Genomic DNA, 25,848 nt, shown 5'->3' with positions numbered 1-25,848 from the left:
GAGAACGAATGTGGGTGGTCACACCCAGGGTGGGGACTGGTAGTCGGCTGTCTTGACGTCCTCCGGCCAGATGACCTCCTGGGTTCCGTTCCCATCCGTTTCCTGCCACTGGAGCCAGACCGGCCAGGCGAACTCCTCCCCGTACTTCACGTCGTGCGGGAACTGCTGATCCCGACCGTAGTATTCGAGTGACGCCGTGGTCGTCCCCGTGAACGACATCTGTTCCAGGACGGGGATGATCTCCTCGGCCTCCTTGCTCCCCGCTTGCTCGGCTGCTGCGGCGTACTGCTTGACCGCATCGTAGGTGATGTAACCGGTGTAGACGGGGAACCGGTCGAAGGAGTTCTGGTATGCGTTCGCGTACGGAACCGTCTTCTCGGTGATCTCGCTCGTCGGCGTCGCGGAGTTCTGGGTCACGGCGAATCGACTCGCGCCGTTGACGGACTGGTAGTACGACGGCAACTGCATTGGGACGTGGATACCACCGAAGCCGAACGGTCGTTGCTGTTTCGCCCATTGGACGAGGGCTGCCGTCCCGGTATGTGCCATGACGACGTAGGCTGCGTCGACCCCGGCGTTCTGGATGTCGTCGTAGATGGGCGAGAAATTCTCCGTCCCGCTCGCATAGCGCTGGTTGACCGGAACGTCGATTCCGGTGTCGCTCAGTGCGCCTTCGAGTTCGGCAGAGATCGGCTCCGTCCACTTGAAGTCCTCCGCGAGCACGGCGACCGAGTTCCACCCCATCGACTCGAAGTTCGCCTCCGCGAAGGTGACCATGTTCCGCCCGAGGAACCGGGAGTTGACCGGCCCGGTTCTGAAGAAGTATTTGAACTGGTCGTAGTTCTCCGCGACCCGTCTGCTCGCGTCGGGTGTCGCCGCACCCGTGCTCATGTGGAGCGTCTGCTGTTGGGCGATGCTCGGCATGAGGTTGATCAGCACCTCGCTCGTGAACACGCCAGTCGTCAGGTCGACCTGCTCACCGACGGTGAGCTCCTGATACGCCCGCTGGCCGGTCGAGGGGTCTTCTTTCGTATCTTTCACGCTGACCTCGACGTCCTGGTCGAGGATACCCCCGTTCTGATTAAGTTCGTTCGCGGCGAGCTCCGCCGAGTTCGCCATCGATGCACCGATCGGATTGTTTCCGGGTTCGGGTGCGAGGACGCCGATAGTGAGCGCATTTTGCAGACTTCGTACCGACCCGAGATATCCCGTGAGTGGCGTGACGGTCGCTCCAGCACCAGCATATCGCAGGAATCGTCGTCGGTCGAAACCTGTCGTTTCCCCCACAGTGATATGTGTGTCATCGTCGCTTTGATAGCTCCGCCCCTCCGACGCTCCCCCACCACAGTTGGTATCGTCGTTTACCATTTTCCCCTTAGCAGTATCCATCACAATCCGCATAAGTGTGCGGGTTGTTAACATGTTAAACCGTACTTCAGTCATCCTCTACACCCCACGACCAAAGTCCGAACAGTCGATGCCCCCAAATCTGACCGATCGTGGTCGACAGGCTGGTCGTTCCCGTGTCCGTACTGCCGCCGAAATCTCACACCTGTCTGCCAATTCGTCTGTCTGTACCAAGCAGTTGTCTTCTATCGGAGAGCTACGCTCAATGTCCTTTTGGGATGTAAGGGTCACACCGAACAGCACAGTCGAAACGAGTGATAGCAGGTCGAACGGCGTGAAAATCAAAGGAGGTGCGTCGCCGACTGGGGCGATCGAGACGTTATAAGCTCGACAGCACAGCGTCGGCGGCGTCGAGATACGCCGCTAAGTGCTCGTCGCCATGCGCGAACGAGAGATGATGGCGCTTGTAGGGATTGGGCGTGAAGAAGTGGCCTCGGTCACGCATCCCCGCCGCAAACGCGCGGAATTTCTCTTCGTTCAATCCAAGGACGTCCTCGTAGGTTCGTGGCTCGCCGGTCACGCCGAACTGCAAGCTGAAGATGCTGCGATGACCGACGACCCGCCCCTCGAGAGCGTGGTCGGCGAGCAGGTCACGCAAACCCGCCCGATATGCATCACCCAGTTCGGTGACGTGGCCCTGCACGTCCTCTTCGACGATGGTGTCGATGGTCTCGCGCGCCGCCGCCAATCCCGGCAAGTTGCCCGAGTAGGTGCCGCTGATGACGACGCCCGACTTGTTGTCGCCGCCCGCTTGCCCCAGCAGGTCTTCCCGGCCGCCGACCGCCGCGACCGGATACCCGTTCCCGAGGGCTTTGGCCACGCAGGTCAGGTCGGGCTCGACGCCGAACTCGCCCTGCGCGCCGTGGGGGGAGTGGCGAAAGCCGGTGATGACCTCGTCGAAGATGAGCGGCACGTCGTGCTTTCGGGTCTGTTCGCGCAAGGTTCGTAAGAATTCCTGACGGGGCAGTAGACAGCCGACCGAATGGGGCACGGGTTCGAGGATGACGCCCGCGAGGTCGTCGCCGTGTTCGTGCAGTGCTTCCTCGACTGCCTCGCTGTCGTTGAATGGGATGACGAGCGTGTTCTCGACGGCCGCCGAGAGCATCCCCTCGGATTCGGGGTACTGCTCGCCGAGGTGGTCTTCCGGTGGGTAGACGCTCACGTCGACGTAGTCGTGCCACCCGTGATAACAGCCCTCGAACTTCAGGATCTTCTCGTTGCCCGTGTGGGCGCGTGCGAGCCGGATGGCGTGATACGTGGCTTCGCTCCCGCTGTTGCAGAAGTTGACCTGGTCGACGCTCGGCAACAGGTCGACCAGGCGCTCGGCGACCTCGACTTCCAGTTCGGTCGTCCCCGCGCCGTAGAGCACGCCGCCGTCGATGGCGCGGCGGGCGGCGTCATCCACCGACTCGTGGGCGTGGCCGAGGATGATGGGACCGAAGCCCAGGTGGTAGTCGGTGTACGCCTCGTCGTCGACCGTCGTGAGCGTCGCGCCCTTCGCGTGGGCGAACGCGACAGCACCTGTCTCGTACGCCTGGGCGCGCAAGCCCGTCTGGGCGCCGCCCGGGATCACGTCGCGGGCACGCGAGACGAGTTTCCGACTTCGTTCGTTTCTGTCGTGCTCGGAATGATGGTTCGCCATGGATGGAGGTTAGTCGACCGGAGACGCCTGGTCAGGTGGTCGTCGGGTGATGGATGGGGTCAGTATGGGGTTGCTGATGTGGGCGGGATTCATCTACTCGTCCTCCTCGGTGCCTGCCACGTGCTGAGTGACGTTGCCGACGTTCATCGCGATCGCTAGCAGGATGGCGATGACGAAGACGATGAACGACGAGACCGCGTTCATCTTCGGGGCTGCACCGTATTTGATCATTCCGAACATGTAGGTCGTGAGAACCTGCATCACGCCACTCACGAAGTGTGCCCGGATGAAGTCCTCGAACGAGCGAATCCAGGCGAACAGGAATCCTGCGCCGACCGCAGGGGCGATGATGGGAAGCGTCACGTCCCGGAACGTCGTCAATGGGTCGGCACCGAGGTCACGGGCAGCCTCTTCCAGTGACGTATCGAACGTGTAGAGTCGGGAGGTTACGATGAGGAGGACGAACGGGAAACCGTACATGCTGTGGGTCAGGACGAGCGTGAGGAAGCCGGTGCTGAAACCCAACAGCGTCTGGAAGTAGATGAGCAACGCCATCCCGAAGACGACACCCGGAATGATCATCGGCAGGATACCGAACGTTCGGTACAGTTCCTTGTACGGGAAATCGTACCGAGCGAGCGCGAAACTCGCCATGACGCCGAGCACCGTGGCGATGATCGCCGAGAACGTCGCAACGATGACGCTGTTCTGTAGCGACCGCAACAGGGTACGGTCTGCGAACGTCGCAGTGTAGTGGGAGAGTGTGATGCCCTTGAACGGGAAGAGCGTGCTGGAGTTGACGCTGAACGAGAGGATTATCATCACCAACAGCGGGATCCAGAGGAACACCAGCAGAAGGCCAGCGACCCCGTAAAGACCGTGGTGAAGGAACCGTTCCTGGAGTCGGTGGTCGAACAGGGACGTGGATCCAGTTCGAGTTTCCGTCTCGCTTTGGGTCGCCATGTCAGACACCCCCCAGTTCGTCGATGCTCACGTAGCGGAACGCTAGTCCGAACGCGATGACGATGGAGATGATGATGAACATCGAGGCTGCACTCCCGTAGTCGATGGCGTACAGGGAGTTGATACGCTTCTCGATGAGTTGACCGATCATCAACACCTTCCCCCGACCGAGGAAACGGGGCGTGATGAACGCGCCCAGCGACGGGACGAAGACGAACAGGCTCCCGCTGATGATGCCGGGCAGGGTAAGTGGGATGATGATGTCTTTGAGCACCGCGAGTCGGCTCGCGCCCAGGTCGCGGGCGGCCTCGGTCAAAGAGAAGTCGAGACCGTCGAGGCTGGCGTACAGCGACAGGAGCATATACGGGAAGTACGCGTGCGTCAACCCGATGACGATGGCGGATTTCCCGTAGTTGAACAGTGCGAGTGGTTTGCCGATCAGACCGAATCGTATGAGCGTACTGTTGATAACGCCGTTCGGTCCGAACATCAGCAGCCACGAGTACGCCCGCACGAGATACATCGTGAAGAACGGAAGCAAGACAAGGAAGATGATGATCTTGAACGTGCGACCGTCTTTCCTCGCCAAGAGGTACGCCAGTGGGAACGCCAGGAACAGACAGAGCACCGTCGTCGCCATCGCGATTGCGTAAGATAGCGTCAACGCCTGGAAGAACGTAGTCTGCCAGAACGGACCGCTCCCCTCGAACAACTGCCTGTAGTTCGATAACGTCGGCTCCCAGACGATCTGATAGGCTTCGTTGACCTGCAGGAAACTCACGGTCATCGCGAAGGTGAGCGGTGCGAGCAACAACAGGAACAGCCAGATGACGCTTGGCCCCAGCGAAAGCCCCAGCCGTTTCCTTCCTGAGGCGAACGTTCTGACGAGTCGCTGGCGCGTGGTTTGTGATTCAGTTGACATGGTGAGATAAGAGTGTGCAGCCGTCAGGCCGACTTGACTTCCTCCCATGCCTTGATCCAGGCGTCCTCTTTCTCGACCGCCTTGAATGGGATGAAGCCATCGAGCCGCGAGGGCTTGATGGAGCCGTACATCTCGTTTTGCTCCTTCGAGAGCTTCTTTTGCGTGTTGGGGTTACAGCTCGGTGAGTAGCCGGCCTGGGCGAGTTTGGCACCGATCTTGGTCGAGATGTACTCGTTGACGACCTTCCAGGCCATCTCCTTGTTCTTGGATTTCTTCGAGACGGCGGCACCCTCGAACCACGCGAGCGAGCCTTCTTTCGGAACGTAGATATCCGGCCAGTCGTCACCGTTGGCCCACATCTCGACGATCTCGTTCCGCCCGGAGAGACCGATGGTGTGGTTCCCCTGTCGGAGTGACTTGATATACGTCGGGTCGGCCGAGATATATCCCTGAAGAAGCTTCTTCTGCTCGATGAGCTTCTGTTTGACCTTCTTGATCTGTTGGTCGGACAGCGACACCTTCGCGCCTTTGAATGCGTCGGTGTATCCGAGCATGAGGGCTGTCGCGCTCATCGACTTGAAATGGTTGTCGTACATGACGATGTTGCCCTTATGCTTGGAGTTCCAGAGCTCCGAGTAGCTCTTCTTGGGACTCGATATCTTCCGACTATCGTAGGAGACGCCGTACCAGCCGAAACGGATGGGAACGCCGTAGATCTTGTCGCCGTCTGAGAACTGCGTGTTGGCGAACTCGTTGAACTTGCCGTACAGCTTGTCGAAATTCGGGACGGCATCCTTATTCAGCGGGGCGATTTTCCCCGAGGCCATCAGCTTCGGGATGTAGTTGTTATTGGGAATGACGATATCGTACTGGGCGTCCTGCCCGGAGTTGAACGCCGAGAACATCTTCGCGGACGAGGTACCGACTTTCATCTGCACCTTCACGTCGAGTTTCTTCTCGATCTCGTCCTTGAAGTCCTTGTACTCCTCCCAGGTGTAGATGTTGATCGTGGTGGTGCCACTACCACCACCGAAACCACCGACACAACCAGCCAACCCAGTTGCGCCGGCCAATCCGGCCGACTGCAAGAATCGCCGCCGTTTCGTACCAGTGCTCTGACCGTCACCACTGTCATCAAGTGGCATACGTAGTGCAAGCGATTAACACGTATTAAAGTTACCTCAACATTATTGCATTCTAATTAAAGTGATTCGACTATTCCAAACCCTAGATTGAGATTACTCCGAAATAACCCATAGATTTAAGATACACCACTATCAAACAGTGACTTATGGTAGCGGACGACACACCGTTGGTCGACCTCTCGAACGTCCGCAAGGAGTACGGAGACGTGACCGCCGTCGACGGCATCGACCTCACGGTGCGGCGCGGCGAGTTCTTCTCGTTAGTCGGCCCGTCAGGTTGCGGGAAGACGACGACGCTCCGGATGATTAGCGGGTTCGAGACACCCACTGCCGGGATGGTCGAGATCGATGGACAGAATTCAATCGGGATCCCACCCGAAGAACGCGATACGAACCTCGTCTTCCAGCACCTCTCGCTCTTTCCGCACATGAGCGTCGGCAAGAACGTCGGCTACGGGCTACGAAAGTCGGGACTAAGTACCAGCAATGTTCCCGAAGGCAAGTCCGAGGGTGACGTCAGACAGGAGAAGGTCGAACGATACCTCGAACTCGTCGATCTCGGTGGGTACGAAGACCGTAATCCGGGCGAACTCTCGGGCGGCCAGCAACAGCGTGTCGCGCTCGCTCGCGCACTCGTCAACGAGCCGAGCGTGCTCCTGCTGGACGAGCCGCTGTCGAGCCTCGACCGAAAGCTCCGCAAGCAGATGCAGGTCGAACTCCGGACGCTCCACGAGAAGACCCAGGGTGCGTTCTTCTACGTGACCCACGACCAAGAGGTGGCGATGACCCTCTCGGATCGTCTCGCGGTGATGAACGAGGGTCAGATCGAACAGGTCGGTACACCTGAAGAGATCTATCGCCAGCCAGCAACCCCGTTCGTGGCAGATTTCATCGGTGATACGAACCTCATGTCCGGTGTCGCGCGCAACGAAGACGGTCGATCGGTCGTCGAGGTCGGTGGAGAGCGTGGCTTCCGGTTCACGACCGACACTGCCGTCGATGGAGAGGTCACCGTCTCCGTCAGGCCGGAAGACTTCGCCATCAGCGACGACGAGGCCGGGATTCGTGGGGCGGTTGTCGAGCGATACTTCCAAGGCGACCAGACAATCTACACATTCAAACCCGAGGCGAGCGAACTACCAGCCATCAACGTCGTCTTACAGGGGCGCACGACGCCAGTCGATAAGGGCGACGACGCAACGTTCGCGGTGACGGAGGACGCCCCTGTCGTGTTCGAGGGATCTGCCTAACAACCGTTGGAGGAGTACGGATGGGCGATCACGATCACGATCTCGACGAGACAGACCTGCAGATCCTCGAATCGATAGATTCCACTGGCGAGATAGACGCCGAGCGACTCAGCGAGGAACTCGACGTGAGCACCTCCACCGTCTACTACCGCGTGGAACAGTACCGGGAGATGGGGTTGTTCGACGGCAAGATAGCCGACCTCAACCCGGACGAGCTCGGCTTCGAGTTGACCGCCATAACCGAGATCAAGAGCAGTTACGGGCCGGGATACGACGACATCGCAGACGAACTCTCGGAGCTATCCGGCGTCGATCAGGTGTATTTCATGCTCGGCGAGATGTCCTTCATCGTCATCTCGAAGGTTCGTGACCACGACCATCTTCAGCGGCTCATCGACGACATCATCCACACCGACGGCGTCGAGGACTCCGCAACCCACATCGTTCTCCGGGAGTTCAAGAACGAATCGCGGTTACTGGTGAACTACGACGAGAGCGACCTGCAAGCCATCGTGGAGTAGGTCGCGGATCGTCTCTCGCTCACCGACTCGTGGTCGGGCACTCTCTGTAACCTTCGACTACTCGGCTAGTACCTCCTCGGCGAGCGTCGGCACGAACGTCCCCACGTCGGTGACCATCCCGATAGCCTGGGCGCTCCCCCGGTCGAGCAACTGCGTGACGGTCGCGGGGTTGATATCCACACAGACCACGCGAGTAGTCGACGGGAGACAGTTGCCCACCGCGACCGAATGCAGCAGCGTCGAGAGCATCAACACGAGGTCGGCTTCGTGGGCCTGCTCGCGGATGGCATTCTGTGCTTCGACCGCGTCGGTGATGGTGTCGGGAAGCGGGCCGTCGTCGCGGATCGACCCCGCGAGTACGTACGGTACGTCGTTCGTCACGCACTCGTACATCACACCCTCCTCGATGAGTCCGTCTTCGACGGCCTCGGCGATACCACCTGCCCGGATCACCTCGCTGATGGTGTAGATGTGGTGTTTGTGGCCCTTCCGCGGATGCTCCAGCGTCTCGATATCCATGCCGAGCGAGGTACCGTATCGTCCACGTTCGATGTCGTGGACGGCGAAGCCGTTGCCCGCACTGAGCATGTCGATGAACCCTTCGCGGATGAGGCGCGCGAGGTCGTCGCCAGCCCCCGAGTGGATGAGTGCCGGGCCGACCACGGCCAGTACCGTCCCGCCATCTTCTTTCGTCTCCGCGATCGTCTCGCCGATCTCTCGAATGAGCGACTCCGAGGGGCGCTCGCTCGACACGCCACCTTGCATGAATCCGAACGGGCCGCCCGACCCGCGCGGGCGCTCCGGCGGATCGACACGCACACCTGCTTCGTCCGTGACGACGAGGTCGCCTTCCTCGATCGCGTTGAGCACCTTCGTCGTCGCCGTCCCCTCGTCGGGGTCGATGATGACCGCACAGTCCATCTCGATGTTCTCGACCGGGAGCCACTCGTCCTCGTATCGCACCTGCGTCGGATGGTTCGTCGTGGAGTAGAAACCATCTGGAACCACCTTGTCGGCGGGTGCCGGTTTCAGCGTCGCATTCGGTGGGTTTGCGAGATGGGCTCCATTCTGGTGAAGTTCGTGGAGGATAGAGCGCAACGTCTCGTCGTCGTCCGCGGAGACCGTCATCCGGGCGTAGGATTCTTCGTCCTTGTGCTTGCCGACGCGAAACTCCTCGACCTCGAAATCGCCGCCCAGGTCCATCACGACTCCGAAACATCGTTGCATCATGCCGGAGTCGATGATGTGCCCTTCGAGCTCGACCGTGCGAGCATCTGTCATACTGATTCCGACGCACGTGAACGCTATCAGCGTTGCGCCAGCGTCAACGTGTGACGGAGACGACGCCGGTGGTCGAGCACCGTCACCTGGCTAGGGGTCGGACGACGCCTCCCGAATCATCGCAAGGTAGCGGTCACCGTCGTTCCTGTCGCGTCGTCCGGGCAAAATCAGGTCGTCGGTGTGACGTTCTGATTCATCCGGAACCGGTTCGTCGGATCGTACTCGTCTTTCAACGCGACCATGCGTTCGTGGTTCTGCTCGCCCGTGGCAGCCCGAACCAACTCCTCGCCTTCCTCGTTGAAGCCGGGGAAGTTCAGATACAAACTGCCATCCGAGAACCGGTGCATGTCAGCCCAGACCTCCCGCGTCCACGCGATATTCTCCTCCGTGTCGGCAGGGTCGTCCCACGTCGAATCGATGCTCAACAGATACGTGGTACTCCGGTCGCCGTACGCCGTTTTGGTCGGGCCGACGCGCTTCATCTCGCCACCGAGGTGCCAGACCGGCATGATCGTCTGCGGAGACGGTCGGTTCTCGGCGGCGGTCACGACCGCATCGATGACCTCGTCGTCGAGCGAGTCGAGTTCGATCGACTTCCAGTAGTAGTTCAACTCGCCCTCGGGAAGGAACGGGTCGAACATCTGCTGAACCTGGATGTACGGTGTCGGGCCGCTCAAGTCGATGAGGGGATCGTCGAACTCACGGAGGGGCTGAAGGACGCGCCGTCCCGTTTCGACCGACCCGCAGTGTACGGCCAGCAGTGCGACGATGGGTTCCCCGTGGGTCTCCTCGGGGAAATCCGGAACCTCGGGTATCGACCAGAACGCTGCTTCCGCGGTCACCTCCTCGGGCGCGTCAGCCATGTACTCGCGCCACGCAGGTAAGATATCCCTGGCCGTTTCGAGCGGATACATCGCCCCGGCGAACATCACTTCGGGACCGACCGGATGGAGTCGGTACTCGAACGAGGTGACGACGCCGAAGTTACCGCCACCACCCTTGATTCCCCAGAACAGCTCTCGGTTCTCCGTCCCACACGCCGTCAGGAACTCGCCATCGGCCGTGACGATATCGACCGATCTGAGGTTGTCGATGCTCAGCCCGTATTTGCAGCGGAGCCAGCCGAGACCGCCACCGAGGGTGAGTCCCGCGATGCCGGTCGTCGAGACGACACCGCCCGGTGTGGCGAGGCCGAAGACCTGCGTCTCCCGGTCGAGTTCGCCCCACGTAACACCGGCCTGTGCGTGAACCGTCTGGGTGTCGAGGTCGACCCGGATACCCGTCATCGGCGAGCAGTCGATGACGAGCCCGCCGTTACAGACGGCGGTGCCCGCCACGTTGTGTCCACCGCCGCGAACGGACACCAACAGGTCGTTCTCCCGAGCGAAGTCTACGGCGGCGATGACGTCGGCAACGCCAGTACAGCGAGCGACGAGCGCGGGGTAGCGGTCGATCATCCCGTTCCAGACTGCTCGAACGTCGTCGTAGTCCTCGTCGGAGGGGCTGATCACCCGCCCGCCGAACGATTCGCTGAACGACGACACGTCGCCTTCGTCCAGGAGCGCACCCGACCACTCCGTGATGCGACCGTCTTCGACGTGGAACACCTGCAACCCGGTGAGGGTGGTCTCCTCACCGGTCGGCTCACGACCGCGGAATCCACGAGGGTGGATTCCGCGCCCGGTCATCCGAACCGCGACCAACTCGTTCGTGGTTTCGAACGACTCGGCGGTCACCCCCAGGTCAGAAAAGCCACGACGAAACCGGGAGACGTACCGTTCGTAGCCGTCCATCCCGTGGGTCGTCGTCGGTGTCGAGGGGTCGCGGATGGTCACGTCCGGCGCACACAGGTCGTCGAGTCGGTCGAGGTCACCATCGTTCCACACCGCGTCGATGAGTCCGCGGACGAGCGTTTCGTTTGCTTGCTGCGTTTCGGTGTCGGCTGTCATGTGGTCGTTCTCCCATCATCTACTCGGTGGCTCGTTGCGAGCCGTATTCTGTCGTCTGTGCCTGCAATCGGTGTCTCTTCGAGAGACATAGACGAGGCTACGGTCGCACAGAAAATGTAATCAACTAGTGATAATTTGCCCCGTCGTGAGAGTCTTGATAGGGGTGTCTCACCCCCTGAGACAGAACTAATGTACTCGAACACCGATTGTGTGTATGGTTGGCACACACACGGTCGATGAAACCGACCTGCTCATCGACCTGCTTCGGCGGTCGTCGCTGCTCGAAGAGCTCCAGCAGGGGTCGCTCGACCGGCGGGAGTTACAGGAACGATTGGCGGTGTCGAGAGCGACCAGTCATCGTCACACCCGACTGCTCGGCGAGTTAGGCCTCATCGAGAAGGAGGGAGGTGAGTTCGCGCTCACAGAGGTGGGAGAACTTCTCACGAAGACGCTGGTCACGTTCAAAACGGAGGCCGGGTCGGTGCTCCAACTAGCCCCCGTGCTAGAGGCGGTACGGGATGCACCGATCGAGATCGACGCCGAAGCGTTCAACGGTGCGACCGTGACGCGAACCGACCGTGGCGACCCCTATAGCCCTGTCCGTCGGTTCGTCACACTCATTCAGGAGACCGACACCCTCCGTGGTCTCGACATGGACGCTATCGCCCCCATCTACATGGATGAGATCGTAGAACACATCGTCGACGGGGTAGAGACCCAGAACATCGGCGTTCCAAGTGTCACTGAGGAGATACTGACCGGCTACCCCGACAGATGTATCGAAGCCTGTGCGAGTGGCTATCTCACCGCCTGGCTGCACGACGACCTCCCCTTCGCGCTCGCTATCTTCGACGACCGAGTCGGCATCGGCGTCTGCGAAACGGATACCAGAAACCTCCACGTGTTCGTCGATACCGACTCGCCGAAAGTGCGCGAGTGGGCGTGTGCCGTCTTCGAATCGTACGAGAAGGGGGCCGTTCGTATCGAGGAGTATACGCTGCAGGGATTTCGGCAGGCCCTCGAGGAAGGGCTGCAAACTGCGTGAATACTCGATTATCGTGTCGATTCGAGTCGACGCAGAAAAAACGTGGTCGTCGAGTCAGGGTTCGAGCAACACCTTCGTGACGCCCTCTTCGCGATTGTCGAACCGTTCGTACATCTCGGGTGCCTGTTCGAGGTCGACGCGATGTGAGACGACGAAGCTCGGGTCGGCGCGCCCTTCGATGATCATGTCCCGAAGCTGGCGGTTGTACTCCTTGACGTTGCACTGACCGGTGCCGACCTTGAGGCCCTTCTCGAAGAACTTCCCGAAATCGATACCGAGTCGTCCCTGTGCTGCCATCTCGTCCGGTGCTCCGGGGTCGGACGGGACGTACAGACCGGGAACTCCCAGCTGACCAGTCGCGCGGACGACCTGGATGAGTTGGTTAAGAACCACTGCCGGGTTCTCTCGGGCCGGATCGTAGGCGTCGTCGCTCACGTCCGTTTCGGGGTCGATGGCCTGATACCCAACCGCATCGACTCCCTTGTCGACACCGCCACCATGTGCGTCTTTTATCTGTTCGACCGGGTCGGACTCCTCGAAGTTGATGGCTGTCGCGTCACAGTACTCTTCGGCGAGTTCGAGCCGACTGGGTACTCTATCGACGACGTAGATCTCCGCCGCACCTTTTATCTTCGCGCTGTAGGCGGCCATCAATCCGACCGGCCCTGCCCCGAAGATGGCGACCGATTCCCCAGGTTGGAGATTCGCCAGTTCCGTCCCGTGCCAACCCGTCGGGAAGATGTCCGCGAGGAGGATAAACGAATCCTCGTGGACGTCTCCCTCCGGTAGTTTGAGCGCGTTGAAGTCGGCGAACGGCACTCTGAGACGCTCGGCCTGCCCACCCTTGTACGGCCCCATCGCAACGTAGCCATACGCGCCACCTGCGAAGCCGGGATTCACGTTCAGGCAGAACCCCGTATAGCCGTTCTCGCAGTTCTTACAGAAGCCACAGGCGACGTTGAACGGGAGGACGATACGGTCACCCTCTTCGAGGGTCGTCACGCCCTCGCCGACCTCGTCTACGGTACCCATGTTCTCGTGCCCGAACACGATTCCAGGGTCTGCGTCTGTCCGTCCCTCGTACATGTGGAGATCCGAGCCACAGATGGCCGTCGTCGAGATGTCGATGATGACGTCGCTCGGGTGTTCGATCTCCGGTTCATCGACCGATTCCACTGCTACCTCGTGCGGTCCTTGATAGACGACCGCGTCCATTGTCATATACTCCCACCCCGCAGTTCACCCAGTACGCCCGTGACCGGAATGGTGTTATTCGATTCGATATGGTAAATCTAGACTGAACCGAGGTGTCTGCGGTCTTCTTTCAGCCGTGGTCGTGTCGAATTCAGGTACCGTATCGATACAGATCGACTCCGTCGACAGCACTCTCATTCGGGTTCGTTCCGGGGCAACGTCGATGAGCGCCACCATCTGCCACAATTCGTGACTATCGAACAGCTGTTCGACAGTAGTGACTGCTGACATTCGCCGGAGATGAAAAGTACCCATAGATGGGTGGTAGGGGAACGATTATACGGCCCATCGTGGATTGAATGTATGATGTCTGGTCACAATCTCCACGACTACGACGAGGAACTGAACTCCTTCGAGTGGGACGATATCTACGCCGAAGCCGATTGGAACGCGCCGGAAGAACTGAACATCGCGCACGAAGTCTGTGACCGGCACGCGAACGACCGCGAGAAGGTCGCACTCTACTACGCCGGAAAGAACGGCGAGCGCCAGAAACTCACCTTCTGGGAACTCGCCGAACAGTCGAGTCGATTCGCCAACCTCCTCTCCGACCTCGTGACGTCGGGCGACCGGGTGTTCTCCTACATGCCCCGCATCCCCGAACATTACGTCGCTCTCGTCGGCACACTCAAAGCTGGTGGCGTGTGGGGCGGCGTCAACGAGCGATTCGGCCCCGACGGGATCGCCTATCGCCTCGACGATTGTGACGCGAAGGTCGTCATCACGACGCCGAGTAATCGAGACACCATCGCCACAGCACTCGACGACGCCCCGTCGGTCGAACACGTCATCGTCGTCAGTGACGATGGCACCGGGATTCGGCAGGGCGACATCAGCTATCACGCCGCGATGGCCGACGCGAGCCGTGGGTACGAGACTGCGAAGACGGGCGGCGAAGACGACGCACTCCTCTACTACACGAGTGGCACGACCGGGCTGGCGAAGGGTGTCCTGCACAAACATCGCTGGGTCGCCGGAGTCGCCGCGACGCAACGGTTCGCGGTCGACCTGCAGCCGGGCGACCTCTACTGGTCGACCGGCGACCTCGGCTGGCTGACGGGGCCGATCAACACCCTCGGCGCGTGGTTCTGGGGTGCCAGCCTGTTCACCTACGAAGGCGAGTTCGACCCCGAGACGTGGGCCGGACTGCTGGACGAGTTCCCCATCAACGTGTTGTTCAGTGTTCCGACCGCCTATCGGATGCTCCGCGAGAACGAGAGCGTGCTGGAGGACGCCAGCCTCGACCTCCGTCACGCGCTCTCCATCGGCGAACCGCTCTCGGCGGGCGTGGTCGAGTGGGGTGAGGAGACGCTCGGTGTCACTATCCACGACACCTACGGGCAGACTGAGACGGGCAACATGATAATCAACAACTACCCGACCATGGAGGTTCGACCGGGAAGCATGGGCAAACCGCTCCCCGGAATCGAGGCCGCCGTCGTCGATCCGCAGACCGGCGAACCCCTGGAACCGGGCGAGACGGGCGAGATAGCCCAGCGCGGCGACTACCCCTGTTTCTTCGCCGAGTACTGGAACAAGCCCGAGAAGACCGAGGATTGTTTCGTGAACGACTGGTATCTCTCCGGCGACCTCGGCCATCTGGACGAGGACGGTTACTTCTGGTTCGAGGGACGGGCAGACGACGTCATCATCAGTGCGGGCTACCGCATCGGCCCCTTCGAAGTCGAGAGTTCGCTCGGCGAACATCCAGCAGTCGCCGAAGCCGCCGTCGTTCCGAAATCACACGCGGAGCGGGGCAACATCGTGAAAGCGTACATCGTCCCGAGCGAGCGAGCCGACCCATCCCCCGACCTCGCCGAGGACATCAAACGCCACGTCAAAGAGGAACTCTCGGCACACGAGTACCCGCGTGAAGTCGAGTTCGTAGACGAACTGCCGAAGACGGTGACCGGGAAGATCCGGCGTACCGAACTGCGCGACGAGACCGAATAGAACAGGGAAATCGACCGTCGTAATTTTCGCAGTGATTCTGCTACATCACCGTCACCGAGACCCGTCGCTACGACTCTACGGCCATCTTCTCGCTCACGTCTTCGCGTTCGACGCCCTCGAAGTCGAGGACGAAGTCGGCACCGAACGCCGAGGCTGGCGTCTGGAAACCGGGTGCAACCTCGCCAGCAAGCGTGCGCTGGGCGGCCTCGACCGCGGTTCGAGCTGTCAGTTCGTAGGTGTCCGGCGTTCGAAGTCGCGCGGAGACGTGACGGCCTTCGTCGTCTTCGACGCGACCCCAGATTCGTGTCGTGCTCTGTGCGCGTTGCTCCGCGGTCGGTCCCGAAACCACGGCGTCTACGATGCGCTTTGCGGCCTGTTGGAACGGTTTCGACCCGAACACAGGCGTGAGTGCTTGCGTTCGGCGCATCGTCCCGACCGCCCGTTCCGGGACCGTGGCATATGTTTCGATGTTCGGGATGCCGGTCGTGTAGTAGCTCGTGGAAACGTCACCCCACGGGATGGTCACGGCGGTCTTCGGTTCCTGGCCGAAGTCGATCTGGCGCGTCTGCCACGCCGCAGGAACCGTTCGAATCTGGCCGTCCGTTCGGATCGCGCCCGGTCTGGCGAGTCCCTCGATGATGGATTTCAGGGTGCCGGGCGAGAACGTCCCGAGGCCGTCTATCGCCAGCAGGAGGCGGGTTGCGGTCGGCAACTGACTTTCGAGGTGTGCGGCCAGACAGTCAGTCGGGACGGTGTCGAAGCCCACCGATGGCAGGAGGGTGACCTCGGCCTGCTCGGCCTCCCTGTCCCGTTCGGCGGTGGCTTCGAGCACGTCGATCTCGCCGTCGATATCGAGGTAGTCGGTTCCGACCTGCAGGCACGCCGATTGCAGTGGGGCTGCCGTCTTCGAGAACGGCCCGGCACAGTTCAGCACGGCGGCGGCATCCTCGACGTGGCGCTCGACCACCTCCGGATGCTCGAGGCTGAACACGCGGTGGTCGAGTCCGAGTTCCATCGCCTGCTCTTCGACCCGCTCCGCGTCCCGACCGGCGAGCACCGGCGAGAGTCCCTCGTCGACCGCTGTTCGTGCGACCAATGCACCTGTGTAACCGTACGATCCGTAGATGAGCAGTTCGTCCCCCATAGTATCCTGTTGTGAGTCGACGGACAAAACTGCCGGGGCCGTTTCCTGGCGAACTCCCTGCCGGTAGCTTGATGGACGTGTCAGTCGTTAGTCTGTCGCAATCGACCAGCAGTGCTCGACCGACGAGCAACCGAGTCGAGCGATCCTATCCACGACCCATGACATCGAAACGACGCCCCATCTACATCGGCACCGACCCCGAATCCGCCGTCTGCGACCGACACGGAAGGATGGAGCAGCGAGCACCCATCGTCACCGCCGACGAACACGTCTACGCGCTCGTCGGTCCCGTATCGGTCTTCAACTGCCCCGACTGCTGTGTCGAACTCGCTCGGGAAAGCGGTGGCCCGACTGAGCCGGAGCAGGCAGCATTCGAGGCGTGCTGGCGGCAACTGGTGGACGAACGCTGGCGAAGCGGTCTCCAGCGACTGTTCGTCGATCTGGGTCGCGGGACGGTGGACGACGATACCATCTACATCCACGAGAGAGTGGATAGCGACGAGATTCCCGACTACCTCCGCGACACCAACGAGTGGGTCGTGAAGACGCTCGGTGACGCGAGCGAGAGCCAGTCCGGGTAAGGACGGCATTTCTCCTCGGCCAGCAACCCCACCTCGCCCAGTGGCTCACTGATCGACGACTCACTTACCGATACCGACGGACGACTTACGGACCGGTCACGGTTGAGTCGGCGGTTTCGACACCGCGAATCTCGAATCGGGCACCGCCACTCTCCGATTCGGTCACGGATACCTCCCAGCCGTGTGCCTGGATGATTTCGCGGACGATGGCGAGACCGAACCCGGTTCCGCCGCTTCCCGAATAACCGTATTCGAACACCCGCGATGGTTCGTCGATTCCGATTCCGACACCATCGTCTTCGACGTAGAAGCCACCGCTGATCGAATCCGAGTGGTCGGTCGCTTCGTTCTCGGGAGCGTCGAGGGGGCCGACGCGCACGTCCGTGGTTTTCTTGCCATGCTCGATAGCGTTCCGAAACAGGTTCTCGAAGGCGGTTTGCAGTCGGGTCTCGTCGGCCAGAATCATCGGTGTCGCGTCGTCGACGTGGAGGGTCGCTTCACCGGTATCGACGTGTCGCCACGCACTCTCGACGAGGTTCGGCAGGGAGGTCGGGTTCGGTTCCGAGATGGTTTGACCCTCCCGTGCCATTGTCAACAGGCTCTGGATGATGGTTTCCATCCTGTCGAGTGCCTGCTCGACCTCGTCGAAATCGTCCGGGTTGTCGGTCTTTCGTGCCATCGTCAGATAGCCCTGTGCGATCCCGAGCGGATTCCGCAGGTCGTGAGAGACGACGCTTGCGAACTGTTCTAACTTCTGCTCGCGCTCCTTGCGGTCGGTGATATCCTGCGTGAAGCTCAACCCGGCGAACACCTCGCCGTCGGCATCACGTACCGAGGTCGCCCAGACTTCGAAGATTCGCCCGGCGAACTCGACTTCGACGCAATCCGTCTGCCCGTCGAGTGCGGATCGGAAGAGCGATTCGAGCGCGGGCGCAGTCTTCGGTGAGAACACCTCCGAAACGGTCTTCCCTTCGAGGTCTTCGGCTGTGGGTTCGATCTCGTCGAAGATGGTTCCCTCGACGAGTGTGTACCGGAGGTCGTGGTCGTAGATTCCGACCGCACCGTCCGGGAAGTTCTCGGCGAGCGCGCGATAGCGTTGTTCCGACTCTTCGAGTGCACGCCGTTGTTCGACTCGCTCGGTGACGTCCTGCGACATCCCAATTCCGGCGAACACCTCGCCGTCGTCGTCCCGAACCGGAATCGCCTGAACGCGGAGGACGCGACCGTTGTAGTCGACCTCGAAACTGTTCTCGTACCCTTCGAGTGCGGCACGGTAGTTTCGCTCGAATTCTTCCGCCGCTCCCGGCGGGTGAACGGCACCGACGGGGTGTCCGACCATCTCGTCTGGGTCGATATCGAGTCGGTCAGCGAGCGTCCCCTCGACCAGTGTGTACTGGAGGTCGTGGTCGAACAGCACGACCGAGCCATTCGGGAAGTTCTCGGCGAGGGTGCGGTAACGTTGTTCCGACTCTTCGAGTGCCCGCTCGCGCTCCTTGCGGTCGGTGATATCCTGGGCTATCGCTAGTCCGGCGAAGACATCGCCATCGTCGTCCGTGACGGGCACCGCGCGAACGACCCATTCACGGTCGGCGTATTCGAACTCGACCGAATCAGGTTTGCCAGCCAGCGCGTCACGGTACGTGGGTTCGAGCAAGTCGGCAACTTCGTCCCCGTACGCTTCCCGAAGCGATCGGCCCTCCAGTTCGTCGACCTCCATGTCGAGATCGTCGAACGCCTGTCCTGCGACGAGTGTGAGCTGGAGGTCGCCATCGAACAGGTTGATGCCGCCGTTCGGGAAGTGCTCGGCGAGGGTACGATAGCGGCGTTCCGACTCTTCGAGTGCTCGTTCGTGCTCTTTGCGCTCGGTGATATCACGGAAGTAAACCGACAGACCCGTCTCGGAGGGGTATGCGTTCACCTCGACCCAGATGTCGAGGTCGCCGTCGTACATCTCGAAGCTGGTCGGCTCCTGTGTCTCCATCGCTTCGTGGTACTCGTCCCAGACGATTCCGGTGGCGGCTTCGGGGAACGCTTCCCAGATGTTTTTCCCGAGCATCTCCTCCGCGGAGTGGCGAGTGATCTCTTCGGCGCGTTCGTTGACGTGGGTGAATCGCCACTCTTCGTCGAGAGCGTAGAACGCATCGGATATCCGCCCGAAGATCTCGCTCAACTCGGTTTCGAGTTCGCTTTTCCGGCGTTCTAGCTCGCGTTCGCGCGCCTTGAGTTCGGTGATGTCTTCGCTCGCCGTGATGACCCGTTCGAGATTCCCGTCGGAGTCGTACACGGGAGCACTGTTCACGGAGAACCACATCCGTTTCCTGCCGGGTCGTTCGACCGCGATCTCCTCGTCGTACACCGGTTCTCCTGTCTCGTACACGTGTTCTACCGGTGCATTCCGTTGCTCGATGGGTTCGCCGTCTGCGTCGTAGAACTTCCACTCGTCGATATCTTCCGGATCTTCGATTATCTCGCGTTCGGATAAACCGAGGAGTTCCTGTGCACGCCGGTTGGCCAGCAACACCGTCCCGTCGGCGTCTCGAACCGAGATCGCTATCGGTGAGGTTTCGAGGAGGCGTTCGGTCTGATTTCGTTCACGGCGAAGTTGGCGGGTTCGCTCTTTCTGCTCGGTGACATCTTCGACCGCGTAGACGAGACGCTCTATCTCGTCGTCGGCGTCTCCGATGGGAACTGCATTGATAGAGAGCCATCGGCGGCCTTGCCCCGGAAGGTCGGCCTGGCATCGATAATCGAACACCGGTTCGCCCGTCTCGACCACCCGATCGAACGGCCTCTCCCCGGGAGGAATCGACTCACCATCTTCGTCGTGGAGTTCCCACGACGAGACACCGTACTGGTCGAGATTCGATGGATCGATACCGAGTCGGTCGATAGCTCGCGAGTTCGCCCGAACGAGCGTGCCGTCGGAATCGATGACACTGATCCCCAGTGGGACGGTTTCCAGAACCTGTTCGATGAGGTCGCGATCTTCCCGAATCTGTCGTTCGTTCTCCCGCCGTTCGGTCATGTCGCGGGTGACTTTCGTGTATCCCCTGAGGGTTCCATCCTCGTCCCGAATGGCGGAGATGGTGACGTTGGCCCAGAACCGCGACCCGTTCTTCCGAACTCGCCACCCCTCGTCCTCCACACGGCCCTCATTGGCGGCGACAGCGAGATTGTGCGTCGGCACGTCCTCGCGGACGTCCTCGTCGGTGTAGAAGACAGAAAAGTGCTCGCCGATGATCTCGGCGGTGTCGTATCCCTTGATCTGTTTCGCACCCTCATTCCACGTGACGATGTGCCCGTCGGGGTCGAGCATAAAGATGGCGTACTCCTCGACCGCATCGACCAGCGAGCGAAACTGCGTCTGGTCGTTCGAACCGCTGTCGACTGGTCGCCACCAGACACGGTTCCCGTCGCCGATCGTCTTCTGGTTCACGTCGCCTCGCTCGGCTAACTCGTCAAGTATCTCGGTCGCGGTCTGTCGTGGGCAGTCGAGTTCTGTCGCGAGTTCACTCGCCGCTATCGGTTCACCCTCAGTCCCGATGGAATCGAAGGTTGTGAGGGCGTCAGCGAGCGTGACTCGCTCGGAACACATGCGCACACTTCTCGGATGAGTTGCAATAACCCTTTCCCTCACCTATCACCAAGGGCGCTGGAATCGTCGTCCGTGGTGTCTCACAACACCAACCATAGATAATAGATGATTCCCAAAGACGAGCGCGTCAAATCATGCGTGTGAATGACAATCAATTAAACGTCCTTATGCTGCCTACGAGCCTGAATATGCATTAATGAATATTAACATTATAAATCATAATGTTTATACCCCGACCACTGGTCACACCTGATGCGGTGAAACAAATGCCTGTATCCGTACACCACTCCCGACGCCCTCGCAGGACAGCCCTTCAGATACCAGAGCAGACGACCCGACTGATATGACAAACCGAACTCGATACGACCGCACCGAAGTCGAAGGACCGATCGTCCCGAACATCTCGCGCACAGCCACACAGCCTCGCTCGACCGACGAGGTCGATGCACTCAGGCAGGAACTCGTGACGATCCACACTCGACTCGAACGAATCGAAGCCAGACTCCAGAACACGACCGCTGACGACCGATGATTCCGGACAAAGACGTTACCACGACGAACCTCGAGAACCGCGCCGCACAAGACTTCCGCGACATGCTGAACAACCAGGACTACGTGTTTGCACCTGGACTCTATCACGCGCTCGACGCCCGCCTCGCAGAGATGGCAGGGCTCGACGCCGCCTACATGAGCGGGTACTCGACGGTGCTGGGACAGTTCGGGTTCCCCGACCTGGAGATGGTGACGATGACCGAGATGGTCGAGAACGCCAAGCGAATCGTCGAGGCGTGTAATCTCCCCGTCATCGCGGACTGCGATACCGGCTACGGCGGCATCCACAACGTCCGCCGTGCCGTCCGCGAGTACGAGAAAGCAGGTGTCGCCGCCATCCACATCGAAGACCAGACGACGCCGAAGCGATGTGGCCACATCGCGGGCAAGCAGATCGTCTCCCGCGAGGATGCCCGCGCTCGGTTCGAGGCCGCAGTCGACGCGAAGCAGTCCGACGATACGATCATCATCGCCCGAACCGACGCCTACGGTTCCGCCAATGGCGACTGGGAGGAACACCTCGAACGCGGTCGCATCTACGCGGATGCAGACGTGGACATCGTCTGGCCCGAGATGCCCGACCCGAGCCGAGAGGACGCAGTCGAGTACGCCGAAACCATCCACGAGACCCACCCCGACCTCAAGCTCGCGTTCAACTACTCGTCGTCGTTCGCGTGGTCGGAGGAAGACGACCCGCTCACGTTCCAGGAACTGGGTGACCTCGGCTACAAGTACATCTTCATCACCCTGTTCGCACTTCACTCCGGCGCACACAGCGTCTACGAGGATTTCAAAGGGCTGGCGGAAGCGGACGAACAGGCACAGTTCGACCTCGAAGGGCGGTATCTCGACCACCCGACCGAGTCACACCACGAACTCTCGTTCGTGAGCCGGTACCAGGACATCGAAAAGCAGTTCGACCCCGAAGCCCGCGAGCGTATCGAGGGGTCTGAAGGATACTCCGAGGACGAGGCGAATCCCATCACATCGAGCGCCGAGGAGGATGGAGAGGTGGTCGCCTCCGAACAGGGAGACGACTGATATGAGAACGCAACGCCGACACGACCGGGAATTCGTGCGAACGTTCTTCACCTCACCGACAGCGGTGGAGGGTGAAGACGACTCCGCCAAGATGATCCGCAGTGCAGCCCAACTGCGCGGAATGCAGGCACCGGACGTCTGGGTTCCGGACAACGAGGACGCGACGGCCCCGTCGATGCGCGACGAGGGTGCCGAGAACATCATCGAGGTGGTTGCCGAACACGGGGCAGACTTCCCCGGTGAGATCCACCCGCGCGTCGTCTGGCATCGGGACAGCCCCGGTACCCGGTATCAGGGCTTTCAGCACATCCTGCAGATCGCCGACCCTGAAAAGGGTGCCATCGAGCACATCGACGGGTTCGTGATCCCCGAGGTCGGTGGCATCGACGATTGGAAGAAGGCCGACGAGTTCATCACCATCGTCGAGAACGAGTACGGTCTCGAAGAGGGGAGTATCGCGATGTCAGTCATCATCGAGAGCGCAGCGGCAGAGCTAGCGATGGGGGACCTCCGCGAGGAGATGGGCAAACCCGACAACAACCTCGAACGCCTCTTCCTGCTCGTGGACGGGGAGGTCGACTATACCAAGGACATGCGCGCGATCACGCCGACTGGCGGACTACCACCGTGGGCAGAATTGCGCCACAACACGTCCCGTGGTGCGAGTGCTGCTGGCCTCATCGCAGTCGACGGGCCATACGACGACATTCGTGACACGGAGGGCTACAACGAGCGCATGACCGACAACCAGGCCAAGGGGATGATCGGTATCTGGTCGCTGACCCCTGGTCAGGTCGTCGAGGCGAACACGGCACCGCTACCGCCCGAGACCGGCAGCTGGTTGATCGACGCCGACGGTCGCGAGATCGAACTCGAAGCCGAGGACGGCTGTCAGTTCTACGACGGTGACCGGATCGATCTGGAGGAAACCAGCAACGGCTACCTCCTCCGGGTCGGCAGCGACGAGCGCGAACTCGACGAAGACGAGCTGCGCGAGGAGCTACTCGACCTGACCGAGTACGTCCCGAGCATGGACGACATCGTCGACTCGATGGAGGAGTTCGAAGCGGCCAAGGAAGCCGGGAAGGGTGCGATCTCGATGACGCAGACGACGACGGTCGTCATCGACGGCGTCGAGATCGAGATCAACAAAGATCGAATGTGGGACGAGGCGACCTATCAGGCTGCGATGACACCGATCACTCTGTTCCAGGACGTGTACGAGAATCGTCCTGACCAACACGAGGATCTCGCTGAGCTGTATAGCGAGGATGTCGTCGAACGCGCGATGAACGTTGGATAGCAGAGTTCACTGACGACATGACGACCACGGAATCGCCGTGTCGTGTCGGTCGACGGAGAGGAGACGGACGAAGCGACGAACGAGGTGGCACGCGCCACCGTCGCCAGAACAGAACAGGCAGATAACTGCTAGCAGCGGTTTCGGACTCGTAGCTCACTGAAACCGTCTTTTTCGATGTGACGTTTGGTTCGATACCCGTATTCGAGATTCGGAATCGTCTCGTCTATCCGGTTCATCAGAAAGACATAATAATATTGGTAATAGAATTCAAATTTCATAGTAATATATCTGAATAAACGCCAACATCCTTTTATACAACCGGTTTTAGACGCGACAACCATTAATATATTAAATTGTCTTTAGCTGGGTATGGCAATCGATACCAGGAAGTTCGCGGTGACGATGGTTGCTGCACTCGTGCTCCAAACAGGCGTCGTTGGCGCAATAATGGCTGGCGGTGCTGCCGTCGCGGTGCCGACAGCTGGGGTCGGCGGGTTCACGGTGACGTTCGACAAGCTAGAGGGCCAGGGCTTCCAGCAGTACGCATCGATGGAGAACAACAGTGAATGTGCCGCCTATCCATCGGCGGTGGCGAAGATAGATAAGGGGACGATAGAGGGTCTCAAACTGTACAAGGACATCAAGGTTCCAAAGGAGATGCCGGGAGGTGGGAACACAGTTCGGGTTCTCATCGCGGCAGATAAGCCAGTGAAGTTCACTGGGATGACCCAGAAGTTCACCTACCTGAAGGGTGACCTGAAGATGAAAAATCAGCGGACGAGTTCCGACCCAGGGAGCATGAAAAGCGCCATCTCGATCTCGGCACCTAGCATCGTCATCAATGACGGGCGAATCAAAGCCCAGACCCAGTTCCTCCGCAGTATCACGCTGTCCGGGACGCATGTGACGACGAAGGTGAACCCCGAGAACGATACCCAGTTCCCGGAGAGCCAGTGTGCGGCCGGTTCATAAACGATAATCGATAGAGGTACCCAACAATGTCCACAACATATGGCTCACAGTTCGGGACGTATCGCTCACGGTTCGCGTCGTGGCGACACAAGCGACCCTTCTGGGGTGGCTTGCTCGTCCTCCTCGGCGGTCTCGTCATCGGCATCATCCCAGCCGAACTCGCCATGAAATTCGCGCTCGTCCCGAGCACGTTCATGTTCGCGGGGCTGGTCTTCGCGGTGTTCGTCACCCTCTGTGGCATCTTCGCGCTGTTGAGGCCGGAGTTCGCGGAGTTCTTCGGGGCGGCGGGCATCCTGTTGTCCATCGCATCCATCATCGGGGCGCTCGGTGGCTTCGGCATCGGCATGATGCTCGGCGTCCTCGGCGGCGCGATGTGTGTGGCGTGGGAAGGCCCGACTGAAGTCGAATCGACTTCCGACGAACAGACAGCAGCAGTGGCGTAGAAGCAGGCATTCGCCACGCATCTGTTTTCTCCCTTCGAGGGGGAGACGACTGCCGAAAAGTCCGTGCTGGCGGCCGATGGCCAGTACGGACCGTATCGTGACGCCGTGAGATACCCACTTCTCGCGGTTTCAGACCAGCTTCAGGTCGCCGTTAGGAGACGTATAATAATGTGCGTCTCACGAGTTTCGGGGAAAGACGGAGACGATGAGATATCTCACCCTGAGATTGGTACTGGACGGCGACGGGATCCACCCGGTCGGTGATCTCATCGCAGCACATCCCGCCGTTCAGCGTATCCAACTCCTTCACGTCAACGCCCTGTTCAGCGGTGATGGAGTACTCTTCTATCGGCTTCGAGGGGATGCCGACGCGCTCGTCGAGGAACTCGACGCACACGAACTCGTGTTCGCGTACGACATCCTCGATTTTCACGACGAGCAGTTCCACATCTACATCCACGTCGAACCCGGCGAACCGGCGGGGACGCTCATGCACATCGTCGAGAAGTACGCCCTCATCATCGATACGCCGCTCAACTACACCGAATCCCGGGACATCCTTGCGACCGTGGTCGGCACACAGGAGATGGTACAGAAAGCGTTTCGGGAACTGCCACAATGGATCGACATCCGCGTCGAACAGACCGGAGAGTACGACCCCGACACCGGCTATCTACTCTCTCAGTTGACCGACCGCCAGCAGGAGGTTCTCGAAACGGCGATCCGACTCGGCTACTATCAGATTCCACGTGAGGTCACACACGAAGACATCGCGGAGCAACTCGACTGTGCGCCCAGCACCGTGGACGAACACCTTCGAAAATCCGAGCAACACCTCTTTTCAGCACTGTTCGGGTGAGCGACCACGGTCACGACCACTGGCAG

21 protein-coding genes are annotated in these 25,848 nt (G+C 60.4%); 11 read left to right on the top strand and 10 right to left on the bottom strand.

Features of this window, described 5'->3' with window-relative positions; all coding sequences use genetic code 11:
- Positions 1-18: 18 nt before the first annotated feature.
- The 5 genes from ACR3FE_RS19370 to ACR3FE_RS19350 all read right to left on the bottom strand — a co-directional run bounded on the left by ACR3FE_RS19370 (position 19) and on the right by ACR3FE_RS19350 (position 6,079).
- Positions 19-1,368 (bottom strand): ABC transporter substrate-binding protein, encoded by a 1,350-nt coding sequence (locus ACR3FE_RS19370; protein WP_458209138.1) that lies wholly within the window; start codon positions 1,366-1,368, stop codon positions 19-21.
- Positions 1,369-1,726: 358 nt separating this feature from the next.
- Positions 1,727-3,049 carry an aspartate aminotransferase family protein gene (locus ACR3FE_RS19365; RefSeq protein WP_458209137.1) on the bottom strand — a complete coding sequence of 441 codons (1,323 nt, stop codon included), beginning with the start codon at positions 3,047-3,049 and terminating at the stop codon, positions 1,727-1,729.
- Positions 3,050-3,142: 93 nt separating this feature from the next.
- Positions 3,143-4,012, bottom strand: a complete 870-nt coding sequence (locus ACR3FE_RS19360) for an ABC transporter permease (RefSeq protein WP_458209136.1) — start codon at positions 4,010-4,012, stop codon at positions 3,143-3,145.
- Between the two features lies 1 nt (position 4,013).
- The gene (locus ACR3FE_RS19355) at positions 4,014-4,934 is read right to left on the bottom strand and encodes an ABC transporter permease (RefSeq protein WP_458209135.1); all 921 of its coding nucleotides are present in this window, start codon (positions 4,932-4,934) and stop codon (positions 4,014-4,016) included.
- Between the two features lie 23 nt (positions 4,935-4,957).
- A complete protein-coding gene (locus ACR3FE_RS19350) occupies positions 4,958-6,079 on the bottom strand; it encodes an ABC transporter substrate-binding protein (protein ID WP_458209134.1) in 1,122 nt (373 codons plus the stop codon).
- Between the two features lie 146 nt (positions 6,080-6,225).
- On the opposite strand from ACR3FE_RS19350, the gene ACR3FE_RS19345 reads away from it, so the two are divergent.
- Both ACR3FE_RS19345 and ACR3FE_RS19340 read left to right on the top strand, forming a co-directional pair.
- Entirely contained in the window at positions 6,226-7,329 is a 1,104-nt protein-coding gene (locus tag ACR3FE_RS19345) for an ABC transporter ATP-binding protein (RefSeq protein WP_458209133.1), read from the top strand.
- Positions 7,330-7,349: 20 nt separating this feature from the next.
- Positions 7,350-7,850 carry an Lrp/AsnC family transcriptional regulator gene (locus ACR3FE_RS19340; RefSeq protein ID WP_458209131.1) on the top strand — a complete coding sequence of 167 codons (501 nt, stop codon included), beginning with the start codon at positions 7,350-7,352 and terminating at the stop codon, positions 7,848-7,850.
- 57 nt (positions 7,851-7,907) lie between these two features.
- Here the strand turns inward: ACR3FE_RS19340 and ACR3FE_RS19335 are convergent, their stop codons facing one another.
- Positions 7,908-9,131, bottom strand: a complete 1,224-nt coding sequence (locus ACR3FE_RS19335; RefSeq protein WP_458209130.1) for an ornithine cyclodeaminase, nickel-pincer nucleotide-dependent — start codon at positions 9,129-9,131, stop codon at positions 7,908-7,910.
- A gap of 167 nt (positions 9,132-9,298) precedes the next feature.
- Positions 9,299-11,080 (bottom strand): FAD-binding protein, encoded by a 1,782-nt coding sequence (locus ACR3FE_RS19330; protein WP_458209129.1) that lies wholly within the window; start codon positions 11,078-11,080, stop codon positions 9,299-9,301.
- A 214-nt stretch (positions 11,081-11,294) separates the two neighbouring features.
- Here ACR3FE_RS19330 and ACR3FE_RS19325 point away from each other — a divergent pair, with 214 nt between their 5' ends.
- Positions 11,295-12,125, top strand: coding sequence for a helix-turn-helix transcriptional regulator (locus ACR3FE_RS19325; protein ID WP_458209128.1), 831 nt, complete (start codon positions 11,295-11,297; stop codon positions 12,123-12,125).
- 54 nt (positions 12,126-12,179) lie between these two features.
- Here the strand turns inward: ACR3FE_RS19325 and ACR3FE_RS19320 are convergent, their stop codons facing one another.
- Entirely contained in the window at positions 12,180-13,340 is a 1,161-nt protein-coding gene (locus ACR3FE_RS19320; protein ID WP_458209179.1) for a glutathione-independent formaldehyde dehydrogenase, read from the bottom strand.
- A gap of 342 nt (positions 13,341-13,682) precedes the next feature.
- Between ACR3FE_RS19320 and ACR3FE_RS19315 the strand changes: the two genes are divergently transcribed.
- Positions 13,683-15,332, top strand: a complete 1,650-nt coding sequence (locus ACR3FE_RS19315; RefSeq protein ID WP_458209127.1) for an acyl-CoA synthetase — start codon at positions 13,683-13,685, stop codon at positions 15,330-15,332.
- 67 nt (positions 15,333-15,399) lie between these two features.
- Here the strand turns inward: ACR3FE_RS19315 and ACR3FE_RS19310 are convergent, their stop codons facing one another.
- On the bottom strand, positions 15,400-16,476 hold the full coding sequence (locus tag ACR3FE_RS19310; protein WP_458209126.1) for a saccharopine dehydrogenase family protein: 1,077 nt from the start codon (positions 16,474-16,476) through the stop codon (positions 15,400-15,402).
- A 158-nt stretch (positions 16,477-16,634) separates the two neighbouring features.
- On the opposite strand from ACR3FE_RS19310, the gene ACR3FE_RS19305 reads away from it, so the two are divergent.
- Complete coding sequence (locus ACR3FE_RS19305; protein ID WP_458209124.1) at positions 16,635-17,057, top strand: hypothetical protein; 423 nt, start codon at positions 16,635-16,637, stop codon at positions 17,055-17,057.
- 85 nt (positions 17,058-17,142) lie between these two features.
- Here ACR3FE_RS19305 and ACR3FE_RS19300 read toward each other — a convergent pair whose 3' ends face one another.
- Positions 17,143-20,652, bottom strand: coding sequence for a PAS domain-containing protein (locus ACR3FE_RS19300; protein ID WP_458209123.1), 3,510 nt, complete (start codon positions 20,650-20,652; stop codon positions 17,143-17,145).
- A 343-nt stretch (positions 20,653-20,995) separates the two neighbouring features.
- On the opposite strand from ACR3FE_RS19300, the gene ACR3FE_RS19295 reads away from it, so the two are divergent.
- The 6 genes from ACR3FE_RS19295 to ACR3FE_RS19270 all read left to right on the top strand — a co-directional run bounded on the left by ACR3FE_RS19295 (position 20,996) and on the right by ACR3FE_RS19270 (position 25,822).
- On the top strand, positions 20,996-21,184 hold the full coding sequence (locus ACR3FE_RS19295) for a hypothetical protein (RefSeq protein WP_458209121.1): 189 nt from the start codon (positions 20,996-20,998) through the stop codon (positions 21,182-21,184).
- Positions 21,181-22,245 (top strand): isocitrate lyase, encoded by a 1,065-nt coding sequence (gene aceA / locus ACR3FE_RS19290; protein WP_458209120.1) that lies wholly within the window; start codon positions 21,181-21,183, stop codon positions 22,243-22,245. Before ACR3FE_RS19295 ends, aceA begins: the two co-directional genes overlap by 4 nt.
- 1 nt (position 22,246) lies before the next feature.
- Positions 22,247-23,548 carry a malate synthase AceB gene (gene aceB, locus ACR3FE_RS19285; RefSeq protein ID WP_458209119.1) on the top strand — a complete coding sequence of 434 codons (1,302 nt, stop codon included), beginning with the start codon at positions 22,247-22,249 and terminating at the stop codon, positions 23,546-23,548.
- A 369-nt stretch (positions 23,549-23,917) separates the two neighbouring features.
- Positions 23,918-24,520: a DUF6230 family protein gene (locus tag ACR3FE_RS19280; RefSeq protein ID WP_458209118.1), complete on the top strand. Its 603-nt coding sequence runs from the start codon at positions 23,918-23,920 to the stop codon at positions 24,518-24,520.
- Between the two features lie 26 nt (positions 24,521-24,546).
- Entirely contained in the window at positions 24,547-24,963 is a 417-nt protein-coding gene (locus tag ACR3FE_RS19275) for a DUF6114 domain-containing protein (protein ID WP_458209117.1), read from the top strand.
- Between the two features lie 205 nt (positions 24,964-25,168).
- Positions 25,169-25,822 carry a helix-turn-helix domain-containing protein gene (locus ACR3FE_RS19270; protein WP_458209116.1) on the top strand — a complete coding sequence of 218 codons (654 nt, stop codon included), beginning with the start codon at positions 25,169-25,171 and terminating at the stop codon, positions 25,820-25,822.
- Positions 25,823-25,848: the final 26 nt, after the last annotated feature.

This window comes from Haladaptatus rarus (assembly GCF_054177585.1).
This window is presented reverse-complemented; position numbering and strand designations above follow the sequence as displayed.

Coding starts and splice junctions, on each gene's coding strand:
- ACR3FE_RS19320 (WP_458209179.1), bottom strand. CDS start 13,340: ATGGACGCGGTCGTCTATCAAGGACCGCACGAGGTAGCAGTGGAATCG.
- aceB (WP_458209119.1), top strand. CDS start 22,247: ATGAGAACGCAACGCCGACACGACCGGGAATTCGTGCGAACGTTCTTC.
- ACR3FE_RS19310 (WP_458209126.1), bottom strand. CDS start 16,476: ATGGGGGACGAACTGCTCATCTACGGATCGTACGGTTACACAGGTGCA.
- ACR3FE_RS19300 (WP_458209123.1), bottom strand. CDS start 20,652: ATGTGTTCCGAGCGAGTCACGCTCGCTGACGCCCTCACAACCTTCGAT.
- ACR3FE_RS19325 (WP_458209128.1), top strand. CDS start 11,295: ATGGTTGGCACACACACGGTCGATGAAACCGACCTGCTCATCGACCTG.
- ACR3FE_RS19270 (WP_458209116.1), top strand. CDS start 25,169: ATGAGATATCTCACCCTGAGATTGGTACTGGACGGCGACGGGATCCAC.
- ACR3FE_RS19370 (WP_458209138.1), bottom strand. CDS start 1,368: ATGGTAAACGACGATACCAACTGTGGTGGGGGAGCGTCGGAGGGGCGG.
- ACR3FE_RS19345 (WP_458209133.1), top strand. CDS start 6,226: ATGGTAGCGGACGACACACCGTTGGTCGACCTCTCGAACGTCCGCAAG.
- ACR3FE_RS19340 (WP_458209131.1), top strand. CDS start 7,350: ATGGGCGATCACGATCACGATCTCGACGAGACAGACCTGCAGATCCTC.
- ACR3FE_RS19305 (WP_458209124.1), top strand. CDS start 16,635: ATGACATCGAAACGACGCCCCATCTACATCGGCACCGACCCCGAATCC.
- ACR3FE_RS19315 (WP_458209127.1), top strand. CDS start 13,683: ATGATGTCTGGTCACAATCTCCACGACTACGACGAGGAACTGAACTCC.
- ACR3FE_RS19355 (WP_458209135.1), bottom strand. CDS start 4,934: ATGTCAACTGAATCACAAACCACGCGCCAGCGACTCGTCAGAACGTTC.
- aceA (WP_458209120.1), top strand. CDS start 21,181: ATGATTCCGGACAAAGACGTTACCACGACGAACCTCGAGAACCGCGCC.
- ACR3FE_RS19350 (WP_458209134.1), bottom strand. CDS start 6,079: ATGCCACTTGATGACAGTGGTGACGGTCAGAGCACTGGTACGAAACGG.
- ACR3FE_RS19295 (WP_458209121.1), top strand. CDS start 20,996: ATGACAAACCGAACTCGATACGACCGCACCGAAGTCGAAGGACCGATC.
- ACR3FE_RS19330 (WP_458209129.1), bottom strand. CDS start 11,080: ATGACAGCCGACACCGAAACGCAGCAAGCAAACGAAACGCTCGTCCGC.
- ACR3FE_RS19280 (WP_458209118.1), top strand. CDS start 23,918: ATGGCAATCGATACCAGGAAGTTCGCGGTGACGATGGTTGCTGCACTC.
- ACR3FE_RS19360 (WP_458209136.1), bottom strand. CDS start 4,012: ATGGCGACCCAAAGCGAGACGGAAACTCGAACTGGATCCACGTCCCTG.
- ACR3FE_RS19275 (WP_458209117.1), top strand. CDS start 24,547: ATGTCCACAACATATGGCTCACAGTTCGGGACGTATCGCTCACGGTTC.
- ACR3FE_RS19335 (WP_458209130.1), bottom strand. CDS start 9,131: ATGACAGATGCTCGCACGGTCGAGCTCGAAGGGCACATCATCGACTCC.
- ACR3FE_RS19365 (WP_458209137.1), bottom strand. CDS start 3,049: ATGGCGAACCATCATTCCGAGCACGACAGAAACGAACGAAGTCGGAAA.